Genomic DNA, 24,869 nt, shown 5'->3' with positions numbered 1-24,869 from the left:
CAGTAGCGGGCATCCTAGGTCTGATTTTTGTAATATTACCCCCGAAGCACCCGAAAACTGTGAAAATCTGGAAAAGCCTTCTTGTTCTTATTTTTTTAATTCTTTTTGCCGCATCCGGCTATTGGGTTTACCAAACGTACTTTTCCGCTCGCAAGCTCAATAACCTCGAAGTTGTAAGCAACAATGCAGTTTTTGTTTTTGAAACGGCTCAACTTGGCACAACCTGGAAAGCCCTTACTGAAGATCCATCTTGGGAAATATTAAAAACTTTTCCAGGCTTTCAAAAACTATCTTCCCAACTCAAAGCGCTCGATACCTTATCAAAAGGAGAGGGTCAAATCCTAGAAAAACTCGCAGGTAGGCAGTCATCAATCAGTCTTCACCCTACAGGAATCGAAAGCTTCGAATTGCTTTTCACCTTCAATCTCAGCGAGGAAGAAACTTTGAGATTGATTGAAGAATTAAAAAGCCAAATCCCCCCTGGATCACAATTCCAAACAAGGACTTATTCGGATGAAGCTGTATTTGAGTACTTCAATGCTGATAATACACAGGATTGGAGTATTACCCATGTAGGTGATTTAGCCATTCTTTCCGAATCTTCTTTCCTGGTTGAGGAAGCTATAAGATTCTATGTGAATGGAAATACAGGGAGTTTTTTTGATTTAAATAAGACAGAACCATTGAAGAATTCAGGACTTGGAAGGTTATTGCTTTCAGGAAAAAGTATTGCAAGTCTTTTAAAAGGAGTTCGAAAAGACCGGGAATCAGCAATTATCGAAAGCTTTGATCTTTTAAATGGAGCTGTAGCGCTTGATTTGAATTTGAAAGAAAACGAATTGGAGTTTTCAGGCCCCATATTTTATGGAGATCAAGTCAATTTCACACCGTCAATTGCTGCAAACCTTGGCAGTATTCAAAATTTAATTCCAAATCAAACTAGGAGTGTTACCCAAATCAACCTTGAAAGTATTTTTGAAACTCAAAAAATTATCAATCGAGCATTTTCAGGTAGATCTACCTTGAGCGGAGAGATCCAACGTAAATTAATCGACAGGGGATTTTTTGACAGCTTTACAGGGGAGTTGTATTCTTTGGAACTGGAAAACTCAGGCGGAGCCACAAATAACAAAGTGCTCCTTGCTAGAACAAACTCAACGGAAACTCCTTTAGAATTGCTAAAAGACTTCCTTGCTATCGAAAATGAAAGCAATCAGGAGTTTTACCAAGGACAAGAGATCATATACATTCCAGAGGAAGAGTTTCCAGCACATTTATTTGATGGGAAATTTCAGGGGTTTCTTCAAACATTCGTTTCCAGCCAAAGTGATATTTTAATTTTTGCTAATTCGCAGCAGGCGATGAAGTCAATATTGGATGACATCCGACTTGAAAATACTTGGGGCAAATCCAGCAGAGGGCCTCAAGAATCGCAGTTTCTAAATCCAACTTCCGGCTTTGATAAGCTTTTCCTCGTTGATTTAATTTGGGATTCTTGGGTTGCAGATACCAATCCTTCTTGGAGTTCCTTTCTTCAGAAATATTCTAACTCATTTCGATCCTTTGGAGCCATTAATTTCAGAATTAATCAAATCCAGGGAAATCAGATTGGAACGCTGAGTTTACACTATTCAGGTGAGAGCAAGCCTACAGTTCAATCCAATGAGGCAATCTCACTTTCCCCTAGCAATAGAATTTCTTTTTCAAGCTCACTTATCTATGGACCGAAAGTGATCACTAATTACCAGGACAATACGGAGGATATTCTGGTACAAGATGATCAAAACATCCTCCATGTGATCAATGCTGCAGGAAAAGAAGTTTATTCAGAACAGCTTTCTGGTCCCCTAGTCTCAGATGCTTTTCAAATTGATTATTATAAAAATGGAAAGCTTCAATTATTAGTCGCTACTTCAGACTTTCTATACGGTATAGACCGTCTGGGAAATCCTTTGCCAAATTACCCGATAAGGATCAATGGAAAGCAAATCCATAACTTGAATTTAGTCGATTACAGCAATTCAAAAGATTATCGCTATTTCATTTCCACGACAGATGGAGACCTGTACTTATTGGATAAAACCGGAATTCAGTTGGAAGGCTGGAACCCGCTCTCTGTAAAATCAAAAACGATTGGCCCGCCAGCTTTTTATCGTGTCCCCAGTAAAGGAGATTTTATGGTTTCACTTTCTGAAAAAGGTCAGCTGCACCTTTTTAACCGACGCGGAGAACTTCAGACTAAATCTCCCATTCAATTGGCAGATTCATTCGATTCCAGACTAGTCGCATGGAATGATCCAAGCTCGAAGACAGTCCTTTTGGTGGGAATTTCTTCAGGAGGGGAAGTAATCCATACGAATTTCAACGGGGAGGTAACTTATCGAAATCAGTTGGTCAAAGGGGATCGAGATCATGAATTTTTAATTATCCCTAGTTCTGACGAATCCGACTTTATTTTTATTTCTCGACAATTCAATGAAGTCCAGGTATTGGATCGAAACGAGCAGCTTATTTTCAATGTCCGTGCATCAGCAGAAGGATTGACTTATCAGTATTTTGATTTTGGAGCGAGCCGGCAACTGGTTGCTATTACAGACCTTACCCAAGGCTTTTCCTATTTGTATGATCTTGCCGGAAAACTATTGACGACCATGCCCCTTGAAAGTGTCGGACCTATCCAGATATCGTATCAACCCGGCAACGGTCAATACTTGATCCGGGCCATCTCTGGCAAAACCCTGACAGAATTCCAACTGGCAGATTAGCAAAAAGGAGTTTCCTTTGGGCAGGGCCGCCTGAATCAGTAACTTGCACCCAAATACAATTGATTCATGATTAAAAAATATTTCCTTTTTCTAGTTCTTTCATTTCTGATCAGTAATCAGTCTATAGGACAACTGATTACTGAAGATAAGAACCTTCCAAAAATAGGAGAAAAGGTAAATCTCAGTTCTCCATATCATACAACACTCACCTTTTTTTTTAATCTAGAAGAATCTCATTTTGAACCAGAGAAAGCTGGTAAAACATTAGATGTCTCGGGAATGAAAAATCCCGATGCAGAAAAACTTGCTGTGCAACTCAAGCAGATTTTTGAGGGAAAAGGTGTAATTATTCGAACAAGTGAAATCCCGAATGATCAAAATTATCGGGACAGCACATCAGGTGCTGAACTCATCTTTTACTTTGATAAAAAAAATCTTCCCGGAATCTTTTTGGAAAAAGAAGGGAATGAATGGAAATTTTCTTCCTTTTCTGTAAGCCAGATCGAAGAACTTCACTCAGAAACCTACCCATATGGCACAGCCAAACTACTGAACATACTTCCAAAGATTGGGACCCAAGAATATCTCGGCTTGCAGCTTTGGCAATTGGTTGGAATCTTTATTCTAATCCTTTTGGTGTTTCTGGCACATTGGATTTTTACGGTGGCCGTAGATAATGTGCTGCTTTACTCCTTCAAAAGGTTTGGATATGGGAAATTAGGAGAGAATTACCTACTCCCTGTGGCTCGTGTGACCAGCTTTTACCTTATTGTACTTTTACTTTCCATTTTTATCAGAGTCCTGCAGCTCCCAACCGAAATTTGGTCTTGGGTATTGGTAGTTTTTAGAACGCTAAAGCCGTTTTTGATCACTTTGATTTTCTACAAATTGGTAAATGTTCTCGCAGCTTATTTTGCGCGATTAGCGACCAAAACCGAATCTACTCTCGATGATCAACTTGTTCCCCTGCTTCGCAAAACGCTAAAAGCTTTTGTTGTGATCATTGGTACACTTTTCATCCTTCGGGATGGGCTGAATCTAGATATCATTCCATTCCTGACAGGCTTATCTATTGGTGGTGTGGCAATTGCTTTGGCAGCGCAAGATACCATCAAAAATTTCTTTGGTTCGGTGATGATCTTTATTGACAAGCCATTCCAAGTTGGCGATTGGATTACTTCAGGAGATATAGATGGAACAGTGGAAGAAGTTGGATTTAGATCTACTCGAATCCGGACTTTCCGAAACTCACTCATGTACGTACCAAATGGCAAAATCGCAGACGCAACATTGGACAATCACGGACTGAGACAATACAGAAGATTTTACACCACACTTACAGTCACCTACGATACGCCCCCACAATTGATTGAGGAGTTTGTCAAAGGATTGAGAGAGATTGTAGTAGCACATCCGCATACTCGAAAGGATATGTATCACATCTATTTCAACAACCTTTCTTCCTATAGTCAGGACATTATGTTCTATATATTTTTCGAAGTACCTACTTGGGGCGAAGAGTTGGCTTGCCGGCATGAAATATTAGTACAGACGGTGAAGCTAGCTAATACACTTGGAGTTCGCTTTGCATTCCCAACACAAACCCTTCATATGGAAACTTTCCCCGAGAAGAAAGGATTGGTTCCGGAATACAATTCGGATTCGGCTTTCTACCAAAACAAGCTTGGTGAGTTTATGAATACCACCTTAAAGAAGAAGTGACATTCTTTTCTTGACTTGTGAGATTTCCTCAGCGGAAATAAATAGGATATCAGGTAAAATTAGACCCAGCATAAAAACTCAGATTTCCAATTTCAAAATCTGATTCCTGAAAAATCATGGAAAGAAAAATTCTCTGACAATTACCTCCTGTTCACTTGGCAGCTTCCCGAGATTAGTCCTATTTTGAAGTCTCAAATCCCCGAGCTGTATGTATTTAATTTTTGATACCGAGACCACCGGTCTTCCCCGCGATTACAATGCACCCATGTCCGACGTGGACAACTGGCCTCGCCTTGTCCAACTGGCATGGCAACTGCATGACGCTAAGGGAAATCTACTCTCGAATCATAATTACATCATCCGACCAGAAGGTTTTACGATTCCCTACAATGCGGAAAAAGTTCACGGCATTTCTACCAAACGCGCTTTGGCAGAGGGTCATGACCTGAAGCAGATTCTTGGAATTTTTGAAAATGATGTCCAGAAATCAACCTATTTAGTCGGGCATAATATCGAATTTGATATTAATGTGGTCGGCTCAGAATACCTGCGGGCAGAAGCTACCATGCCGCTCACCGCTACCCAGCTTGATACCAAAGATATCTCTACAGAATTTTGCGCCCTGCCGGGAGGAAGAGGAGGCAAATTCAAATGGCCCACGCTTACCGAATTGCATCAAAAATTGTTTGGAAAAGGATTTGGAGATGCGCACGATGCCGCTTATGATGTGGACGCCACAGCACGATGCTTTTTCGGACTAATCAATCAAGGTGTACAAACTCCAGTAGCGGGAATTGGGATTTCGGAAGTAATCTATGAAGCACCAAAGCTGGAAGAAGCCAACTTTGCGCAAGCAAAAGACAGCCAGAAAGCTGCCGCAAAAGATATCCTCAAGCAAGCCGGCAAAGCAGACATCTCTGATCTGACAGATGTGCCATTTACCCATCTGCATGTACATAGCCAATTTTCTGTGCTTCAAGCTACTTCAGAGATTCCGGCAATGATTGCTCGGGCAAAAGCCTTGGGTATGCCTGCAATTGCCATGACTGACCATGGAAATATGATGGGAGCTTTCAACTTTGTGAAGGAAGCAATGGCGAAAGAGATCAAACCCATTTTAGGTTGTGAATTCAACCTATGCCGTGATCGCAAAAACAAAAGTAATAAAGACGATGGCTATCAGACTGTCCTTTTGGCCAAAAACAAAGCTGGCTATCATAATCTGGCCAAATTAGCTTCCTACGCTAATATTGAAGGCTTTTATTACGTCCCTAGAATTGATAAGGAGTTGCTCCTTCAGTATAAAAGTGACTTGATCGCCACCACAGGAGGGCTTTGGGGAGAGATTCCTTATTTGATTTTGAATGTGGGGGAAACCCAAGCGGAAGAGGCTTTTCTTTGGTGGAAGGAACAGTTTGGGGAAGATTTCTATGTGGAATTAAATCGTCACGGAGTCCCTGAAGAGGAAAAAGTAAATGAGGTTTTGTTGGAGTTGGCTCATAAATACGATGTCAAATATTTCGCAGCAAACAATACTTATTACTCTGAAAAAACAGATGCCAAAGCCCATGACGTCTTGCTTTGTGTGAAAGACGGTGAACTCTATGACAAGCCGAAGAAATACATCGGGAAGCGCGGAAGAGAATTCCGGTATGGATTTCCAAATGACGAATTCTACCTCAAGACTCCTGAGGAGATGAAGAAGCTTTTTGCTGATCTTCCTGAAGCGATCGAATGCACTAACGAGATTGTAGCCAAAGTAGAAGCTTATAAGCTAGCACGTGAAGTACTCCTTCCAAAATTTGATATCCCAGCTGAATTCGTCCATCCAGAGGATGCTGAAGATGGAGGTAAGCGAGGGGAAAATGCCTATTTACGTCATTTGACTTACGAAGGAGCCAAAAAACGCTACAAAGAAATTACTCCTGAAATCCAAGAGCGTCTTGACTTCGAGTTGGCTACGGTAGCGAATACTGGATATCCGGGTTACTTCTTGATTGTACAAGATTTCATTGCAGAGGCAAGAAAAATGGGCGTATCGGTAGGACCAGGCCGTGGATCAGCTGCTGGATCAGCTGTTGCTTATTGCACAGGTATTACCAACATTGATCCAATCGAATACAATCTCCTATTTGAGAGATTCCTGAATCCTGACCGTGTATCACTTCCCGATATTGATATTGACTTTGACGATGAAGGCCGCCAGTCGGTGATCGATTATGTGATCAAAAAATACGGTTCGAATCAGGTGGCTCAGATCATCACTTACGGTACCATGGCTGCTAAGTCAGCGATACGAGATACTGCGCGAGTGCTGAATTTACCTTTGGCTGAAGCAGGAAGATTGGCAAACTTAGTTCCTGATATTAAATTAAAAGCACTTTTTGCGCTCCAAGGAAATAGAGCCGCTATTTCTGACAAACTCAAAGGTCAGGGCGAAATGATTGCTAAGGCCGATGAGTTGATTCGGATTTCCAAAGGTCAGGATGAATCGGCCAAGACGATCAATCAGGCGACGATGCTTGAAGGCTCGGTACGAAATCTCGGAATTCACGCCTGTGGGGTAATTATCACGCCGGATGACATCACCAATTTTGTCCCGGTAGCTTTGGCAAAGGATTCAGAGATGGTTTGTACTCAGTTTGACAACTCGGTAGTAGAATCTGCAGGTTTGTTGAAAATGGACTTTTTGGGTTTGAAAACCCTCACGCTGATCAAAGATGCCATCAAAATTGTAAAAGAGCGTCATGGGATAGAACTCAATGCTGATGAGTTTCCGATCGACGACGAAAAGACCTATGAGCTTTTCCAACGTGGTGAGACGGTAGGAATCTTCCAGTATGAATCTGCTGGAATGCAGAAATACATGCGAGAACTGAAGCCTACAGTTTTTGCAGATTTGATTGCTATGAACGCCCTTTATCGTCCAGGTCCACTTGCTTACATTCCTTCTTTTATCAAGCGAAAGCATGGAACGGAAGTGATCGACTACGATCTGGATGACATGAAAGAATATTTGGAAGAGACTTATGGAATTACAGTCTACCAAGAGCAAGTGATGCTTTTGTCCCAAAAACTTGCAGGATTCACCAAAGGTGAGGCTGATGTTTTGCGAAAGGCGATGGGTAAAAAGCAAAAGGATGTCTTGGACAAGATGAAGCCAAAATTCGTCGAACAAGCATCTGCCAAAGGCCATGATGCAAAAAAGCTTGCAAAAATCTGGACTGACTGGGAGGCATTTGCATCTTACGCATTTAATAAGTCCCACTCGACTTGTTATGCTTGGATAGCTTACCAAACAGCTTATTTGAAAGCGCACTATCCCGCAGAATATTTAGCTTCTGTTCTGAGCAACAACATGAATGATATCACTCAAGTGACATTTTTCATGGAGGAATGTAAGCGTGCCGCTATCCCAGTTTTGGGTCCTGACGTAAATGAATCCAAAAGCGGATTTACTGTAAATAAAGCCGGAGAAATCCGTTTTGGAATGGCCGCAATCAAAGGTGCAGGTTCGGCTGCAGTAGAAGAAATCATCAAAGAGCGCGAAAAAGGCGGGGTATTCAAAAATATCTTTGACTTTGCGAAGCGAGTGAGTTCAAAGGCACTAAATAAAAAGACGATGGAAGCTTTAGCAATGGCTGGTGCTTTTGACTGCTTTCCTGAGCATCACCGCAGACAATACCTCGAAGCGCCAGATGGTGATATCACTCTGATCGAAAAAGCCACAAAGTATGCGCAGAAAATACAACAGGAGGAAGATTCTTCGCAGTTTAGTATGTTCGGTGGCGGATCAGGTGGAATGGCTGTCCCAATGCCGACCATTTCTCCAATGGAGCCTTTCTCCCAACTTCAGCAACTTAATATCGAAAAGGAAGTCGTGGGACTTTATATTTCCGGACATCCCTTGGATCAGTATAAGCTGGAGATTGAGTCTTTCACCAATGCCACGCTTCCTGACCTCACTGACTTGGACAGTCTACGAAACCGAAGTGATATTAAATTAGCTGGTTCGGTGCAAAGCTTTGCACATCGTACCACTAAAAACGGAAAACCCTTTGGCACGTTGACTCTTGAAGATTATGCGGGTTCTTTTACCTTTTTCCTCTTCGGAGAAGATTATGTGAAGTTCAAAGAATACTTCATGTCGGGATGGTTTATTTTCTTGACGGGAAAAGTAGAACCCAAGCGCTGGGCTGAAAATGAGTTGGAATTTAAAATCAGTAGCATCATGCTATTGAGTGAAGTTCGTGGAAAAATGGTCAAAGGAATTCGGGTGAATATCAACTTGGATGATCTGACTTACGATTTGATGGAAAAACTGCAATCCATCACTGAGAAATACAAAGGCGAAGCAAAGCTTTATTTTGATGTAATCGACCGAAAGGAAAATATTTCACTGGAGCTTTTCTCTAAAAAATTCTCCATTGACCCAAGTGCGGATATGATCAAAGAGTTGAAACAAATCCCAGAAGTGATGTATAAAGTGGTTTGATTCGCCCTATATCAAAGGGAATTAAGAACGGAGGAGATGACGTTCCAGATTTAGAATTTAAAATATTTTTCTGGTACCTAGGAACTTATTAAACTTGAATTCACTTTAAAACCTATAATTTGAAATCTTAAAATATTAACAACACATAAAATGGCAAAAGCAATAGAAATTACCGACGCAAACTTTGAAGAAATCATCAAATCTGAGCAGCCGATCTTGGTTGACTTCTGGGCAGAGTGGTGCGGACCTTGTAAAATGATCGGACCAGTAGTGGAAGAACTTGCTGGCGACTACGAAGGAAAAGCAATAATCGGTAAAGTAGATGTGGATTCTAATCCAGGTGTAGCGCAAGCTTTTGGGATTCGTTCCATTCCTACACTTCTATTCTTCAAAGGTGGAGCTATCGTAGACAAGCAAGTTGGTGCAGTGCCAAAATCTGTACTTTCTCAAAAACTAGATGCACAATTATAAGCCAAAAGCTTAGAATCAATTCTGGCCGCAAGTATTCCTTGCGGCTTTTTTTTTAACTTCACCCAGCCATGGCAGAAACCCTTATTACCCTTCCTGAATTTTTTGAAATGCGAAAAACACTTCCCATCATCGATGCGAGAAGCGAAGGCGAATTTGATCAGAGCCATATTCCGAATGCCATTAATATTCCGATTCTGAATAATACCGAGCGGGTAGTCGTAGGCACTTTGTACAAAGAAAAAGGAGCAGAAGCTGCCACCTTGAAAGGTTTTGAATTGGTAGGGCCACGGTTTCATGAAATTCAAAAATCAGCTTTGACAGAATTTCCTGATAAAAGAATTTTAATCTATTGCTGGCGCGGTGGAATGCGAAGTCAAATCCTCTCCTGGTTGCTAACGATGGTGGGTTTTGAAGTATATCGTTTGATCGGAGGATATAAAACTTACCGGATCCATAGTTTCGATTTGGTTCGGAGCAAGTTAAATCTGATCGTATTGGCGGGAAGAACAGGAACAGGGAAAACGGTTTACCTTAAACTTCTGAAAGAAAAGGGAGAGCAAATTCTGGATTTGGAAGGACTTGCTAATCACAAAGGGTCCAGCTTCGGCGCAATCGGGCAGGCTCCACAGCCAACGGTCGAGCAATTCGAAAACTTACTGGCAGAAGCCATCGGAAAACTAGATCCCAACAAACCCACTTGGGTGGAAAACGAAAGCCGGAAGATTGGCAGATTGATTTTGCCGGATTTATTTTACCAACAAATGCTTAATGCACCTTTGGTTGATATTCATCGAAGTGACGCGGAGCGAATCAAATTAATTGCTTCGGAATATGCCATTTTACCGAAAGACGATTTAATTCAGGCAGTACTTAGACTCAAAAAGAAACTGGGAGGTCTTCGAACTTCTCAGGCGATTGAAGCCATCGTGGAAGAAAATCACGAAGATTGGATTGCAAATCTCCTACTCTATTACGACAAGGCTTATGATTTCGACTTGGACAAGCACGAATCAAAGCAAACCATTTCACTTGATTTGGAAGGGATTTCTGAATCTGAAGCTATAAACCAACTAATTCATGCTAGACATAAACTCTTCTCCTAAGCAACCCACTAGACTGACTGAATGGAGTGAAGGATCCGGCTGCGGCTGTAAAATCGCTCCGGCCATACTTGATCAGATTCTCAGTGCAAGTGGCTCTTTTACCCAGACTGACCCCAATCTTTTGGTGGGGAATTCCGGTAAAGATGATGCGGCAGTTTATCAGGTTTCAGAAGAAATTGCAGTCATCAACACGGTGGATTTTTTCACCCCGATTGTAGATGACCCATTTGATTTTGGTAGAATTGCGGCGGCCAATGCACTTTCTGATGTGTACGCCATGGGCGGAAAACCCATTTTTGCTAATGCAATTTTAAGTTGGCCGGTGGAAAAACTGGCACCCGAGCTAGCAGCCAAGGTGATGGAAGGCGCCAAGAGCATTTGCAAAACCGCAGGAATTGAATTGGCCGGTGGCCACAGCATTGCCGCTAAAGATCCAATTTTTGGACTTTCGGTAAATGGGATTATTCACCCCAAAAAGATCAAACTGAATAAAGGTGCTAAAGCTGGGGATTTGATTTTCCTGACCAAGGAATTGGGAGTTGGAGTTTTAGCTACAGCTCTGAAACGGCAAAAAATCTCTGAAGAAGATTACGCCAAACTGATAGAGACGGCTTGTAGCCTAAATTCAATTGGGGAAGTTTTGGGGAATCATCCCGAAGTGCATGCCATGACCGATGTAACTGGTTTTGGACTTTTGGGTCATTTGATCGAGATGTGCGAAGGTGCAGAACTATCAGCTGTAATCGAATTACCAAAACTCCCAATGATCGCTGGAGTACAGGAATACATCAACCAGTTTATTTTTCCTGATAATACCTACCGAAACTGGAATGCCTATTCGGCAAAAACCAAAGGTGTGGTAGGAATGGATTTAGTCAAACTTTGTGATCCACAGACAAGTGGCGGTTTAATGCTGGCTGTTGATCCTGAACAATTGGATTGGTTTCTTCAAGCGATGAAAGAGGCTGATCAGACTATTTGGCAAATTGGCAGGTTTGTGGAAAAGACTGAGTCAGTCGTAGAAGTTTTGGTGTAAGCTGGCGATGAGTTTCTTATATTTAATGAAACCAAGACCAAACCCATGAAAACCTTTTACCTTCTCGGAATCCTCCTAATCTCATCACTCCCTATTTTGGCACAAACTCCAGAAAATATAAGCAGTGAATTGGTACTCCTGAATGTCAATACAGGTGAAGAGAAATCCATTCTCAAAGAACAACGCCATTTTGAAGCGCCGAATTGGTCAAGAGATGGCAAGTATTTACTGATAAATGCAGCGGGATTTTTGGAAAAGATTGATTTGGAAGGAAATAACCTTGGGAAGATTTTTCCAGAAAAAGTATCCACTATCAATAATGATCATGGATTGAGTTTCGATGGAAAAACTCTGGTTTTCAGCAAGAATGAAAAAGGTTTGGGCTCACGAATTTATGTGATGCCACTGGCTGGAGGAGAAGCTAAACTTATAACAGAAAAGTATCCCAGCTATTGGCATGGAATCAGTCCTGACGGCAAGAGCTTAGTCTATTGCGCCATGAGAGAGGAGCAATGGGACATCTATGCGATCCCAACTTCAGGTGGTAAGGAAATTAGACTGACGGATGCAGAAGGACTGGATGATGGGCCGGAATTCTCCTATGATGGGAACTGGATCTATTTCAATTCCCACCGCACTGGGAGAATGCAATCCTATCGGATGAAACCTGATGGAAGCGGAACGGAACAACTGACTTTTGATGAGTTGGACAACTGGTTTCCACATCCTTCGCCCGATAACAAATCCGCAGTGATCATCTCTTATCTGGAAGATCAAAAAGGATCACATCCTTTTGGCAAGGATGTGAAGCTCCGATTAGTAGATGTCGAGACGAAAGTAATCAAGGATTTAACCTCAGTATTCTATGGAGGTCAAGGCACCATCAATGTTCATAGCTGGTCACCCGACGGGGATTGGATTGCTTTTGTGAGGTATCACAAACAAAATTAACCCAAGGGTGAAACTCCTCCAGAAACCATAAACTTCATCACATCAGAGCTCTTGACACCAGGCAGCGATTTTATTCTATCACGTGATATGAGAAAAACATTCCCCGATACATTGTAGCTATGTGGGAAATAGACTGCCACCAATTCCGGAAATCCAATCTCCGACATATCCTCTTGAGTGATAAATCCCAGCCTAGAAAGGTGATCACTAATCTGTACCAACACTGGTGTACTAAATTTTTTCTTATCCCCAACAAAAGCTCCCATCAAGTCCTTGATGCTTGTGTAGATCAAATTGACTAATGGAATCTTGATCAAGCCACGCTCTAGCCATTCAAAGAAAGGCTTCGCAAAGAAGAGGCTAGCCAAATAGCCAAAAAAAGTGATCAACCCCAAAACCATCAAAATCCCTATTCCAGGTATAGGAACTGGGATTAGGTTGTCTAAAAAGAGGATAGTTTGATAAATAATATAAACAGTGACCGTAATTGGGGTTAGAAATAGAAGTCCCCGCAAGAAATAGGAAACAATTCTACGATAAGTAAAATCCATAAACTTTATAAAATGAAATCTAAATTAAATGATAGTCCAAATTCCTAATCCTTGAATAAAAACCTAGCCAAATAGAAATTTTCTTTTTGAATATATTCATTTGGTAAGGGAGAGAAATTCCTATCTGTATTGGAGTAAAAAGTGAAGACACTTTCTTCATCCATAAAAAAAGGATTCCTGAATAACGAGTTCTCTGATACTAGTTGATAGAATTCATTTTTACCTTTAAAGTAAATTCCATTTTGCTCGTATTCTTTTTCATTCACCCAATTGAAGATCAAATACTTACTGTTTTCAAAATTTCGCCCTAAAGAAAAGAAAGATGCCTCTTTTTGGATTCCTTGTCCCAGCTCCATAATGTCTAGGACCTTCAACTCAGTTGATACTTTTCTATTTCCGAAATCGAGAAAATATTTTGGTTTGAATTCATTTTCTAAAACCGTGTAGATGGTATCATTTAATGCCCTACTAAAAAGGAAACTATGGCTGGATTTAGTAAATTCTTGACCATAAAACATGACAACTGTTTTTGGATAGTCAAGAATCCCTTTAAAAATCGTGTCGTTAAGGGTGAAATTCACAATATGACCAAGATTCTCTTTCTCACTTACCGTATTTCTCCCATCTACCTCGACTGCAAATAAGTCTTTGGAAAAAGCGATGAAATTTTCAACCTGAAAAGTTGAGTAGGAAAACTCTCGAATAAAACTTCCAGTAGTCTTATCGAAAACTAAGAATTTTCGGCTGTTCATATCCAGAATGAAGAGTTCTACCCCATTTTCCAGAAGATCAAAATCAAATGGGAGTTTAAATTGTCCAGGTCCTTCTCCTTTTGTATCAATTTTAAAGATGAAATTTCCCTCCAAGTCAAATTTGAAAATTGCTTCTGCGCGATTTCGATCTAAAATATAAAACCCAGAATCATCTTTTACGACCTTATTAATATCACCCATCAAGCAACTATCACATTGCTCCAATTCTATTATTTCAGGTTCTTCAAAAATATCAGCAATTCTTAATCTATTTTCTGAAGCTACTTTTATAGTGACTAACTCGGTCGGTTTTTCAACAGATTTATTATTACATGCACTTAACAACAAAAGGGCAATAAGGAGACATTGCCAAAATGAACCAGATTTAATCATGCCCTAGAATCAATCAAGGATTTTAACCTTCACGCTTCGATAATAAATCACGCTCTCAGGATCGTGAGCTTGAAGTGCGATGGTTCCCGAGCTCAATTTCTTATCTCCGAGATCTCCGGTTCTTACATCTGACTCATCGTATTCATTGATAGTTTTACCATTGATTTTAACTGTGATTTTGTCCCCATTGACGATTACGTGCTCAGTGTACCATTCCCCATCCTGAACATAGGTTTCCTTTACATCCTGAAACGAATAAACAGAACCAGTTTTTCGCCAATCGCTGTGACTTTGGTTAACCTGGATTTCATAGCCTTTATTGGGCCATCCATTTTCCTGATATTCTGTATGAATAAAAATTCCTGAATTTGCCTTCGGCATAGTTTTCAATTCCACCATCACTTCAAAATTTTTGAAATCGTGATTCCCTACTTCTCCTATGTAAAACGCATGACCTCGAGGGCCTGCTACCTTGATTACTCCATCTTCAACAGTGAACGAACCCGGATTTTCGGAGATCTTCCAGCCATCTAGATTTTTACCATTGAATAATTCTATCCATTCTCCAGACTGGGCTGAAAGTTGAAACGTAAAGGCTAAAAGAGCAATAATTGAAAAGAAATATTTCATAGCTAGGTGTGGGTTTGATTGAATAATTCAAAAGTTAAAAACTTCAGGCGAATACTTTTCTACCGAAAACAAAAAAGGCTCTGAAAATTAATTCAGAGCCTTGATATTTCTGCTTGAGCAACCGATTATAAATCGATACCCATAAAGGACATAAATGCTAATCCCATAAGTCCGGTCAAAAGCATGGTGATTCCCAAACCTTTCAAACCATTTGGGACGTGAGAATATTTCAACTTCTCTCTAATCGCTGCCAAAGCAACAATTGCAAGACAGAATCCTGTTCCTGATCCAAAGCCATAAACAGAAGCTTCCGCCAAGGTATAATCACGTTGAGCCATAAACAAAGAACCTCCAAGAATGGCACAGTTTACTGCGATCAAAGGAAGGAAAATACCCAAAGCACCATATAGCGCAGGAGCAAATTTCTCAACCACCATTTCTACAAGTTGAACCATCGCAGCGATAATCGCAATGAACATGATGAAACGAAGGAAAGAAAGATCAACTGTAGCTAATTCTCCATTTACCCAAGAAAGAGCTCCTTCTTTCAATACAAACTCATTCAAAAGCCAGTTGACGGGCACAGTTACTGTCAATACGAAAATAACAGCTGCACCAAGACCAATCGCAGTGCTTACTTTTTTAGATACAGCTAGGAAAGAACACATTCCTAAGAAGTAAGCGAAAATCATGTTGTCGATAAAGATCGACCGAATACCTAAATTAAATAAATCCATTTTTTCAGCTTCTATTTAGTGTTCAACATAACCTGTTTTGGTACGCTGTACCCAGATAATCAATCCTAGAATGATAAATGCTCCAACTGGAGAAACCATCAAACCATTTGTTGCTAATTTGAAATCAGGCCCGAAAAGGCTAGACACATACTCAAATACCGGAATACCGAATACTGCACCTGATCCCCAAAGCTCTCTAAAGAAAGCTACAGCTAAGATGATCCAAGAATACCCTAGCGCTGATCCAAAACCATCCAAGATCGAATCATAAGGCTTATTTCCCAAAGCGAATGCTTCTAGACGACCCATTACAATACAATTGGTAATAATCAAGCCTACGAATACAGAAAGCTCCTTATACATGTCGTATGCAAAAGCTTTCAACACCTCACTTACCAAAGTCACCAAGGTAGCAACCACAGCAAGCTGTACGATAATTCGTACTCGGCTTGGGATGGTATTTCGCATCAAGGAGATCGTCAAGTTTGACATCACTACTACGAAGATTACCGAAATGGCCATAACCAAAGTAGGCTTCATCTGAGTAGTCACCGCCAATGCGGAACAAATCCCCAATACCTGAATGGTGATTGGGTTATCATCCACCAAAGGATCAGATACTAATTTCTTTCTACGTTTCGAAAATAGCGCTTCAGCCGGCTTCTTTTCAATCGTTTTTTCTATAGTTTCAGCACTCATGTTTTTATATTCTTGAGTTGATGTTCAATTAAAGTGCAGCTACTGCTGTCGAAGACTTCTTACTTTCAATATAAGCCTGGTAGTATCCCAAGTAATTCTTTAGCATATTATTCACGCCATTACCTGTAATTGTTGCTCCAGACATACCATCTACTTGATGCGGATTAGACGAATAATCTTTTCCTTCACCTTTTTGCATTTGGATTGCTACTAGCTCTCCAGACTCGTTGAAGATTTCTTTTCCTGTGAATCTAGCTTGAACTCCTGGTTCAGTGATTCTAGCTCCTAGACCTGGAGTTTCACCTGCGTGTGCTAAGGTAATACCACCAACTGTATTCATGTCTGTGTCCAAGGCAAGGTATCCCCAGATTGCATCCCAAAGCCCAGCTCCGTAAAGTGGAAATATATAAGACTTCACAGATGATACATTTCCTTCTTCATGGAAAATGTAAACTGGAAACTGACGCTCTTCCACAGGCTTCTTATAATTCTTTGCTACGTCAACACCTTCTGCAGTAGCTCCTGCAATTTCTTTTCCATTTACATCTACCACTGTAGATGCTATATGACTTCCATAATAAGCATTTACTTCATCTGGAGTCATGGCTGCAATTTCGTCACCTGAAATTACTGCACCAAGAATTTGCTTTTTCTGATCCAAAGCAATTGCCTCTTTCTGCATCGGCCCTAAAACCTGGGAAGTACCTGACAGAAGAAGTCCTAATACAACCGTCAAAATGACGGAAAATGTAATAATATATGTGTTAGACTGTTGCACGTTGTAACCTCCTTGTTTTGTTAGCTTTAACTACATAATAATCGATTAGCGGAGCGAATACATTCATAAACAACACCGCCAACATAATTCCTTCAGGATAAGCTGGATTGGTCACACGGATAATTACCGTCAAGAAACCGATCAACAAACCATAAATCCATTTTCCTGTTTCGGTCTGCGCTGCCGAAACTGGGTCAGTTGCCATAAATACAATACCGAAGGCCAAACCACCCATTACCCAATGATACTGAGGAGGCATTGCCATGTATTCGTTTACTGCAAAAAGATTCATCACAAATCCCATGATATATGCTCCTGCAAAACCAGATACAATAATTTTCCAGCTTGCCACTCCAGTTCCTATCAGAATCAATGCCCCCAAAAGAGCCATTAAAGTCGAAGTCTCACCGATTGAACCCGGAATCCAACCCATAAATAAATTGGAGAAACTGAATAAATCTGCTCCCAAAACTGAGTTATGTGTGGATAGTGCTTCTGTCACAGGAACTCCATCAACTCCTGCGTTGTAGGCTACTGCAAGAGCTGTTGCTCCAGAGAATCCATCTACTGCTACTTTATCTCCTAGGTAAGTCCAAACCTGATCACCAGAAATCTGAGCCGGATATGCGAAGTACAAAAATGCTCGAGCAGTCATTGCTACGTTCAGAATATTCATCCCAGTACCACCGAATACTTCTTTAGCAATCACAACAGCAAAAACAGTGGCTAAAGCAACTTGCCAAAGTGGTGTAGTTGCAGGTACTACCAATGGAATTAACATCCCTGTAACCAAGAAACCTTCGTTTATTGGGTGCTTTCGGATCACTGCGAAAGCTGCTTCAACCATACCACCAGCAGCATAAGCTACAATTACGATAGGAAGAACCAAGATTAAACCTGTAGTGAGCTTGTCTCCAAAGTTTTCCCAAAGGCCTGCAGTACCACCGGTTGCTAATAGGTGCTGATGCCCTGTATTATAAATACCAAAGAGTAAAGCAGGAATCATAGCCACCACAACGGTGATCATCATTCGCTTCAAATCAATGGCATCTTTTACCTGAGCTCCCTTGATACCAGTGGTATGATTAGGGCTGAAGAGGAATGTCTCACCTGCTTCGAATGCGTAATATAAACTTTCAAGCTTGCCTCCCTTTTCAAAAAGAGGTCGCTGCTTGTCCATTAAATCTCTTAGAAACTTCATATGGATTAACTGTATTGGATTAATTCTATACCTTTTCTTACCAACTCCTGCACCGGATGCTTGGATACATCCACAAATTCACAAAGTGCTAAATCTTCTTCTACAATCTCATAGATTCCCAACTCTTCGATTTCATCAAAGTCTTCTGCCAAAATCGCTTTCAACAAGTAAACCGGAAGGATATCCATTGGAGTCACTGACTCAAAAACGCCTGTTTGTACAAAGGCTCGCTCCTCACCTCTACCATTTGAATCGAGTACATATTCTTTTTTAGGAGAAAGGAAAGACAACAAGCCAAGTGCTCTATGATAGCTCAACTTTTCTGTCGTAGGTTTTGCCCAACCAAGGAATTCGTAATAATCTCCCTCTGGAATGACGGTAATTTGATTATGATAGAAACCTAGGAAACCTTCTAAATGAATTTTCTCACCTGTCAAAACATTGCCAGAGATCACTCTCACATGTCCTGAGTTTAAATTTCCTTTTACGAAAGTGGATACGTTAGCCCCACTGTAAGTTTTTACATAAGATGGCTTAGTAATCTCCGAACCGGTCACTGCAATTACTTTAGAAGAATCATAAATTCCTTCCAATATAAACTTACCAATTTGAACCACTCCAGTTGGAGAAACAGTCCAAGCAATTTCGCCCTTATTAATTGGGTCTAAATGGTGGATTTGTACCCCAACGTTTCCTGCTGGATGTGGACCTGAAAATTGATTGACCTGCGCTCCCTGGATTCCTGAAAAAACTGCAGGAACTGGCTTCGATCCATCTACATTAAGATGAACTTTCCCGGAAGTAAGTTTCGATAAAGCATCAATACCAGCCTGAAGGTATTTTTCTTCTCCCTGTAGGGTAAATCCATAATCAGGAGCTAAAGGATGAGTATCAAATGCAGAAATGAAAATCGCTTTTGGAGTATCTGCAGGGTTAGCTACAATCCCAAAAGGACGCTGGATGATGTTTGGCCAAACTCCACTTCCTGCCAACTTTGCAGCTAATGTATCTCGATCAATTGATGCAAGATTCACTTTTTCGGAAGTCTCAAAAGTCATTGCTTTATCAGCCAATACTTTTATTTCGAGCAGTTTTCGGCGATCGCCTCGCTTGATTTCGACGATTTCTCCAGAAACAGGTGATGCGTAGATAACCTGATCCATGGCTTTATCGATCAGAAGGGGAGTACCTGCTTTCACAGTGTCTCCCTCATTGACAAGGACTTTAGGGCGTTGAAACCCAATGAAATCCGTTGGCTTAATTGCGAAAGTTTGAGCTGCAGCGAAATCAGCAAGCTCTTGCTTTGCTTTTCCCACTAAATTGATGTCAAAACCTTTCTTAAGCTTCACTATTTTAGACATATCTGTTTTTAAGTATGAGCCTTTGAAAAACGCCCCAAATCTAATAAATAACCTTTTTATTTTTGGGTTAATTGAAGTTTAATCTTTGAACTTTTACCAGAGCGGTAGTGAATTATCCCGATATCGCTCATTTTTAAACGGTTAACACTTGCTCCGAATGGAGTTCTAGATGCTCTTTCACCTGTTCCATTAACCACATCGGGGTGGAAGTAGCTCCACAGATCCCGACTTTATCATTTTTTGAAAACCACTCCAAGTCCAACTCTGTTTCGTTTTCGATGAAAAAACTTCTAGAATTTTCATTCAAACAAACTTGATACAATGCTTTTCCATTGGAGCTTTTCTTACCTGACACAAATAGAATCACATCATTTTCCTTTGCAAATCGCTGAAGCTGGGGCTCTCTATTCGAGACTTGGCGACAAATCGAATCATTTGAATTGTAATCAAGCTCTGTCAATTCTCCTTTTGAAGCTTTAATCCGCTCTTCGATTTTTTTGGAAATTTCATAAAAGCCTTTGGTGCTCTTGGTAGTTTGGCTGAAAAGGGTAACTGGTCTGGTGAAGTCGATTTTTTCCAAATCCGAATCTTCCATGACCACAATAGCTTTTTCTAAAGTTTGACCAGTCAAGCCGATCACTTCAGCATGACCTTTTTTACCGTAAATAACAATTTGACCTTCTTCACGCTCCATCTTATCGAAGGCATTTTTTACCCGATGCTGAAGCTTCAAAACTACCGGACAGGAAGCGTCAATCAGTTCAATATTATTTTCAATGGCTGTCTTATAAGTTTCGGGTGGCTCACCATGTGCACGAATTAAAACTTTACAATTGCTCAACTGACCTAGTTGTTCCCGATCAATGACCACAAGTCCCTTTTCACTCAGACGCTTGACCTCCATATCATTGTGCACAATATCTCCCAAGCAGTATAGCTTTTCGCTATGCTCCATCTCGTCCTCCGCCATCTTGATGGCAAATTCCACTCCGAAGCAATAGCCTGAATTCTTATCGATTGTCACTTCCATATCCTAATTCATTTCAATTTTTGCCTTGGCCAGTCGCACGATTTGTGCCACCTGCCCCTCAAAAGTTAAATTACTTGTGTCTACTTCTACTGCATCCTTCATTTTAAGCAAAGGACTTTCCGTTCGCGATGAATCTACCTCATCCCTTCCCGCCAAGTTTTCTTGGATAGCTTCCAAATCCACCGATTGCCCTTTTTCTAGGAGTTCCAGTTGTCTGCGTACCGCACGAGTTTCCAGATTAGCAGTCATGAAAACTTTCAACTCTGCATCCGGAAATACAACGGATCCAATATCTCTTCCATCCATCACTACTCCTTTACCTCTCCCCAAACGCTGTTGCTGGGCTACTAGTTCTTTCCGGATTGATGCAACGGTTGCCAATTCGCTTACTTTCTGTGAAATCTGCATGGAACGAATCTCATCCTCCACATTCTTCCCATTTAAATAAGTTTCCTGAAGACCTGTTTCCGGATTTATCTTGAAAGAAATTGAAAGTGTTGCGAGCCCTTTGATTACATCCTCCTGTTTAGCAGGAGAAAGTTTTTCATTTAAAAAGTGTAATGTAGCAGCCCGATACATGGCGCCTGAGTCGATATAGGTGTAACCCAGAATTTTTGCCACTGCTTTGGCAGTTGAACTTTTCCCGCAACCCGAATATCCATCGATAGCAATGACGATTTTACCCATCTAAAAACTATGCGTTTCCGCTTTTTAATTCAGGCGCAAATATAGTAGTTTTAATCTAAACCGGTCCTTCAATCCCCGAAAGCTCTGCTAGTAATTTGACTTATATCATCTTTCCAAAGCCCCAATTCTCATGCAGCTCAAAGCGCAATTTGTAGACATCCCCAATCGAAAAATTTACCCAGTTTTACTTACTCTGTCGAATTCCACAATTCTGAAAATCGAACCCATTGCTCCTGAAGTAGGCCTTCCCTATTTGATGCCGGGGTTTATCGATGCACATGTGCATGTGGAATCTTCGATGTTGGTTCCATCAGAATTTGCTCGATTAGCGGTGGTTCATGGTACTGTGGCAACGATCTCCGACCCACATGAAATCGCCAATGTCTGTGGAATGGCTGGTGTAGATTACATGATCGAGAACGGAAAGCAGGTTCCTTTCAAATTTTATTTTGGTGCTCCCTCTTGCGTGCCGGCTACTCCTTTTGAAACAGCGGGAGGAGAAATCAATGTCGCAGCTATTGAAGAGTTAATGAGTAGAAAAGAAATTCATTATTTAGCCGAAATGATGAATTGGCCAGGAACTGTCAATCAGGATCCTGTGGTGATGGAAAAAATCCGGATCTCCCAGAAATACGGCAAACCTATCGATGGGCATGCTCCGGGACTGCAAGGTGAATTAGCCGAAAAATATGTAAAAGCAGGTCCGAGTACAGATCATGAGTGCTTCACTTATGAAGAAGCTTTGGGTAAAATTAAACTCGGAATGAAAATCGCCATTCGGGAAGGTTCTGCTGCCAAAAATTTTGACGCGCTGATCGATCTGATGGACGACTATTCCGACATGCTCTTCTTTTGCTCGGATGATAAACATCCCGATAGTTTGGCAGTAAGCCACATCAACGAATTGGCAGCTCGGGCGATTGCAAAAGGGAAAGACCTCTTCGATGTCTTGAAAGTCGCCTGTATCAATCCGATTTCACATTATTCCATGGAAGTGGGTCAGCTTCGCAAAGGTGATCCTGCGGATTTCATTTTGGTGAAAAATCTTGAAAATTTTGAAGTACTCGCCACTTATATCAATGGGGAAAAGGTAGCCGAAAATGGCAAGACACTTATTCCAAGGGTGGAGAATAAGCTAATTAATAACTTTAATACTTCCCTTAAAAAACCTGCGGATTTCCGAATTCCAGCCAAAGGGACAAAAGTTCGGGTTATCGAAGCTTTGGATGGACAATTGATCACTCCGGAAACTTCTGGAGAAATTCTAATCCAGGATGGCTTTGCCGAATCAAACCCGGCAGCAGATATTTTAAAAATCACCGTGGTCAATCGCTACGAAGATGCTATACCTGCAGTGGCTTTTATCAAAAATTTTGGACTAAAATCTGGAGCGATCGCTTCCTCCGTAGGGCATGATTCGCATAATATTATTGCAGTTGGAGTAGATGATGAATCAATATGTAGAGCGGTAAATTTACTTATCCAGGCAAAAGGTGGTGTTTCTGCTGTCTTTGGAGAGAAGGAAGAAATTCTCCCTTTGCCTGTAGGCGGAATTATGTCAGCCGAAGATGGCTACGAGGTGGCTGCTGCATATACCCGGATTGATCAACTATCAAAAAAAATGGGCTCCAAGTTGGGCTCCCCATTTATGACCTTGAGTTTTATGGCCTTATTGGTAATTCCTGATCTGAAACTGAGTGACAAAGGGTTGTTTAGTGGGCAAAGATTTGAGTTTGAGGAGGTATTTATTTAATACTCCGAAGTAAAATGAAACTCTATCTCCGGATAATTATCCTGCACCATTTGTAGCCATGCTTTTGACTCAGCCATAAATACGAGCTTTCCGTCCTTGTCATGCGCGATATGACGATTCTTAGAGCGGACAAATTCGTCGAGCTGCTTTTTGTCCTTGCTGGTAATCCAGCAGGCTTTGTACAAGTTCATCGGCTGAAACTCAACCGTGGCGTTGTATTCGTTTTTCAATCGGAACTGGATCACTTCAAACTGAAGTTGACCCACTGTACCTACTACTTTTCGCGAACCCATATCAAAGGTAAAAAGCTGGGCAACACCTTCTTCCATTAATTGCTTGAGGCCTTTTTCCAGCTGTTTGGTTTTCATCGCATCCTTATTCACTACTTCCCGGAAAATCTCAGGGGAAAAGCTTGGAATTCCAGTAAACACCATGTCTTCACCTTCTGTCAGCGTATCTCCGATTTTCAGATTTCCAGTGTCGTAAAGACCTACAATATCCCCTGGAAATGCTTCATCGATGATTTCCTTGTCCTGTGCCATAAACTGGGTTACGTTGGAAAAACGAAGCGGCTTCGGTCCATGGACATGATTGTAGGGCTTGTTTCGCTCAAATTTCCCAGAACAGATTCGCAAGAAGGCAATTCGGTTTCGATGATTCGGGTCCATATTCGCGTGAATCTTAAATATAAATCCAGAAAATTTCGACTCATCTGGCTTCACTTCACGTGTATCGGTTTTTCTGCTTTTTGGTTTAGGAGCAATTTTGATAAAAGTATCCAGCATCTCATTGATACCGAAGTTATTTACTGCTGAACCAAAAAATACCGGTGCAACTTTCCCTGAAAGATAAGCCTCCGTATCAAACTCAGGATAAACTCCTTCGATCAATTCCACATCCTCACGAAGTTGGTTGGCAAAGTTTGGACCGATTAATTTATCCAATGCGGGATCATCCACATTTTCAAATTCCTGTCGAACATCACTCAGCTTTCGCTGCGAAGGAGTAAATAGGTTCAACTTATGATCAAAAAGATTGTAAACACCTTTGAAGGTTTTTCCCATTCCGATCGGCCAAGAAAGCGGATGACATTGAATATTGAGCTTTTGCTCCACTTCCTCCAGCAATTCGTAAGGATCCCTCCCCTCGCGATCGAGCTTGTTGATAAAGCAAATCACTGGCGTATTTCGCATACGGCAAACTTCCATCAACTTCTCAGTTTGAATCTCGACACCTTTCACACAGTCAATCACCATGATTACCGAATCCACGGCAGTCAACGTTCGATAGGTATCCTCTGCAAAATCCTGGTGACCTGGAGTATCCAGCAGGTTGATTTTAATCCCTTTGTATTCGAAGCCCATCACGGAAGTAGCTACTGAAATCCCTCGTTGCTTTTCGATGGCCATCCAGTCGGACTTGGTCGCGGTATCAATTTTGTTGGATTTCACTGCCCCTGCCGTTTGGATCGCTCCTCCAAAAAGGAGTAATTTCTCCGTCAAAGTAGTCTTCCCAGCATCTGGGTGAGCAATGATGGCAAATGTTCTACGCTTTTGGATTTCTTGATTCAAACTCATGGGTAATGTTTTTCAGCGGGCAAAGGTAGGAAAAAAAGCGCGAAGGGATTTACGAATGACAAAGTACGATTTACGAGTTTTCCAACACAATTTCCCAACCTAGACATTATTGGACATCCCATAAATCAGAATTGGAAAAAAAGATAGAGGTTCAAGAAAATGTCGTAAATCTAAAAT

General features: G+C 41.1%; 19 protein-coding genes. 8 read left to right on the top strand and 11 right to left on the bottom strand.

The window, feature by feature from the left end; genetic code table 11:
* Nucleotides 1-59: 59 nt before the first annotated feature.
* From P8O16_RS19850 to P8O16_RS19820, 7 genes are all read left to right on the top strand, one after another.
* Complete coding sequence (locus P8O16_RS19850) at nt 60-2,765, top strand: hypothetical protein (RefSeq protein ID WP_300317922.1); 2,706 nt, start codon at nt 60-62, stop codon at nt 2,763-2,765.
* Between the two features lie 66 nt (nt 2,766-2,831).
* Nucleotides 2,832-4,487 carry a mechanosensitive ion channel family protein gene (locus tag P8O16_RS19845; protein WP_300317919.1) on the top strand — a complete coding sequence of 552 codons (1,656 nt, stop codon included), beginning with the start codon at nt 2,832-2,834 and terminating at the stop codon, nt 4,485-4,487.
* 208 nt (nt 4,488-4,695) lie between these two features.
* Nucleotides 4,696-8,982: a DNA polymerase III subunit alpha gene (dnaE, locus tag P8O16_RS19840; protein ID WP_300317917.1), complete on the top strand. Its 4,287-nt coding sequence runs from the start codon at nt 4,696-4,698 to the stop codon at nt 8,980-8,982.
* Between the two features lie 150 nt (nt 8,983-9,132).
* Entirely contained in the window at nt 9,133-9,453 is a 321-nt protein-coding gene (gene trxA, locus P8O16_RS19835) for a thioredoxin (RefSeq protein ID WP_075351735.1), read from the top strand.
* 68 nt (nt 9,454-9,521) lie between these two features.
* Nucleotides 9,522-10,556: a tRNA 2-selenouridine(34) synthase MnmH gene (gene mnmH / locus P8O16_RS19830; RefSeq protein WP_300317914.1), complete on the top strand. Its 1,035-nt coding sequence runs from the start codon at nt 9,522-9,524 to the stop codon at nt 10,554-10,556.
* Entirely contained in the window at nt 10,531-11,592 is a 1,062-nt protein-coding gene (gene selD / locus P8O16_RS19825) for a selenide, water dikinase SelD (protein WP_300317911.1), read from the top strand. The genes mnmH and selD overlap by 26 nt, the downstream gene beginning before the upstream one ends.
* Before the next feature lie 45 nt (nt 11,593-11,637).
* Complete coding sequence (locus tag P8O16_RS19820) at nt 11,638-12,543, top strand: DUF5050 domain-containing protein (RefSeq protein WP_300317908.1); 906 nt, start codon at nt 11,638-11,640, stop codon at nt 12,541-12,543.
* Here P8O16_RS19820 and P8O16_RS19815 read toward each other — a convergent pair.
* The 10 genes from P8O16_RS19815 to cmk form a co-directional block, all read right to left on the bottom strand.
* On the bottom strand, nt 12,540-13,094 hold the full coding sequence (locus tag P8O16_RS19815) for a DUF502 domain-containing protein (protein WP_300317906.1): 555 nt from the start codon (nt 13,092-13,094) through the stop codon (nt 12,540-12,542). The two genes, P8O16_RS19820 and P8O16_RS19815, sit on opposite strands and share 4 nt — an antisense overlap.
* Nucleotides 13,095-13,138: 44 nt before the next feature.
* Nucleotides 13,139-14,239 carry a 6-bladed beta-propeller gene (locus P8O16_RS19810; RefSeq protein ID WP_300317904.1) on the bottom strand — a complete coding sequence of 367 codons (1,101 nt, stop codon included), beginning with the start codon at nt 14,237-14,239 and terminating at the stop codon, nt 13,139-13,141.
* Between the two features lie 9 nt (nt 14,240-14,248).
* On the bottom strand, nt 14,249-14,869 hold the full coding sequence (locus tag P8O16_RS19805; protein ID WP_300317902.1) for a DUF1080 domain-containing protein: 621 nt from the start codon (nt 14,867-14,869) through the stop codon (nt 14,249-14,251).
* Between the two features lie 125 nt (nt 14,870-14,994).
* The gene (nqrE, locus tag P8O16_RS19800) at nt 14,995-15,606 is read right to left on the bottom strand and encodes an NADH:ubiquinone reductase (Na(+)-transporting) subunit E (protein WP_300317900.1); all 612 of its coding nucleotides are present in this window, start codon (nt 15,604-15,606) and stop codon (nt 14,995-14,997) included.
* 15 nt (nt 15,607-15,621) lie between these two features.
* The gene (locus P8O16_RS19795; protein ID WP_075351746.1) at nt 15,622-16,305 is read right to left on the bottom strand and encodes an NADH:ubiquinone reductase (Na(+)-transporting) subunit D; all 684 of its coding nucleotides are present in this window, start codon (nt 16,303-16,305) and stop codon (nt 15,622-15,624) included.
* Nucleotides 16,306-16,333: 28 nt separating this feature from the next.
* Entirely contained in the window at nt 16,334-17,083 is a 750-nt protein-coding gene (gene nqrC, locus P8O16_RS19790; RefSeq protein ID WP_300317896.1) for an NADH:ubiquinone reductase (Na(+)-transporting) subunit C, read from the bottom strand.
* Nucleotides 17,070-18,284, bottom strand: coding sequence for an NADH:ubiquinone reductase (Na(+)-transporting) subunit B (locus P8O16_RS19785; protein WP_300317893.1), 1,215 nt, complete (start codon nt 18,282-18,284; stop codon nt 17,070-17,072). Before P8O16_RS19785 ends, nqrC begins: the two co-directional genes overlap by 14 nt.
* Nucleotides 18,285-18,289: 5 nt before the next feature.
* On the bottom strand, nt 18,290-19,645 hold the full coding sequence (locus tag P8O16_RS19780; protein WP_300317891.1) for a Na(+)-translocating NADH-quinone reductase subunit A: 1,356 nt from the start codon (nt 19,643-19,645) through the stop codon (nt 18,290-18,292).
* Nucleotides 19,646-19,778: 133 nt separating this feature from the next.
* On the bottom strand, nt 19,779-20,675 hold the full coding sequence (locus P8O16_RS19775) for a 4-hydroxy-3-methylbut-2-enyl diphosphate reductase (RefSeq protein WP_300317887.1): 897 nt from the start codon (nt 20,673-20,675) through the stop codon (nt 19,779-19,781).
* Nucleotides 20,676-20,678: 3 nt separating this feature from the next.
* Entirely contained in the window at nt 20,679-21,362 is a 684-nt protein-coding gene (gene cmk, locus P8O16_RS19770) for a (d)CMP kinase (RefSeq protein WP_300317885.1), read from the bottom strand.
* A gap of 130 nt (nt 21,363-21,492) precedes the next feature.
* On the opposite strand from cmk, the gene ade reads away from it, so the two are divergent.
* Nucleotides 21,493-23,115 (top strand): adenine deaminase, encoded by a 1,623-nt coding sequence (ade, locus tag P8O16_RS19765; RefSeq protein ID WP_300317882.1) that lies wholly within the window; start codon nt 21,493-21,495, stop codon nt 23,113-23,115.
* On the opposite strand, the gene P8O16_RS19760 is transcribed toward ade, so the two are convergent.
* Nucleotides 23,112-24,692: a peptide chain release factor 3 gene (locus P8O16_RS19760; protein ID WP_300317880.1), complete on the bottom strand. Its 1,581-nt coding sequence runs from the start codon at nt 24,690-24,692 to the stop codon at nt 23,112-23,114. The two genes, ade and P8O16_RS19760, sit on opposite strands and share 4 nt — an antisense overlap.
* Between the last annotated feature and the right edge of the window lie 177 nt (nt 24,693-24,869).

This window comes from Algoriphagus sp. (assembly GCF_029254265.1).
Lineage (GTDB): Bacteria > Bacteroidota > Bacteroidia > Cytophagales > Cyclobacteriaceae > Algoriphagus.
This window is presented reverse-complemented; position numbering and strand designations above follow the sequence as displayed.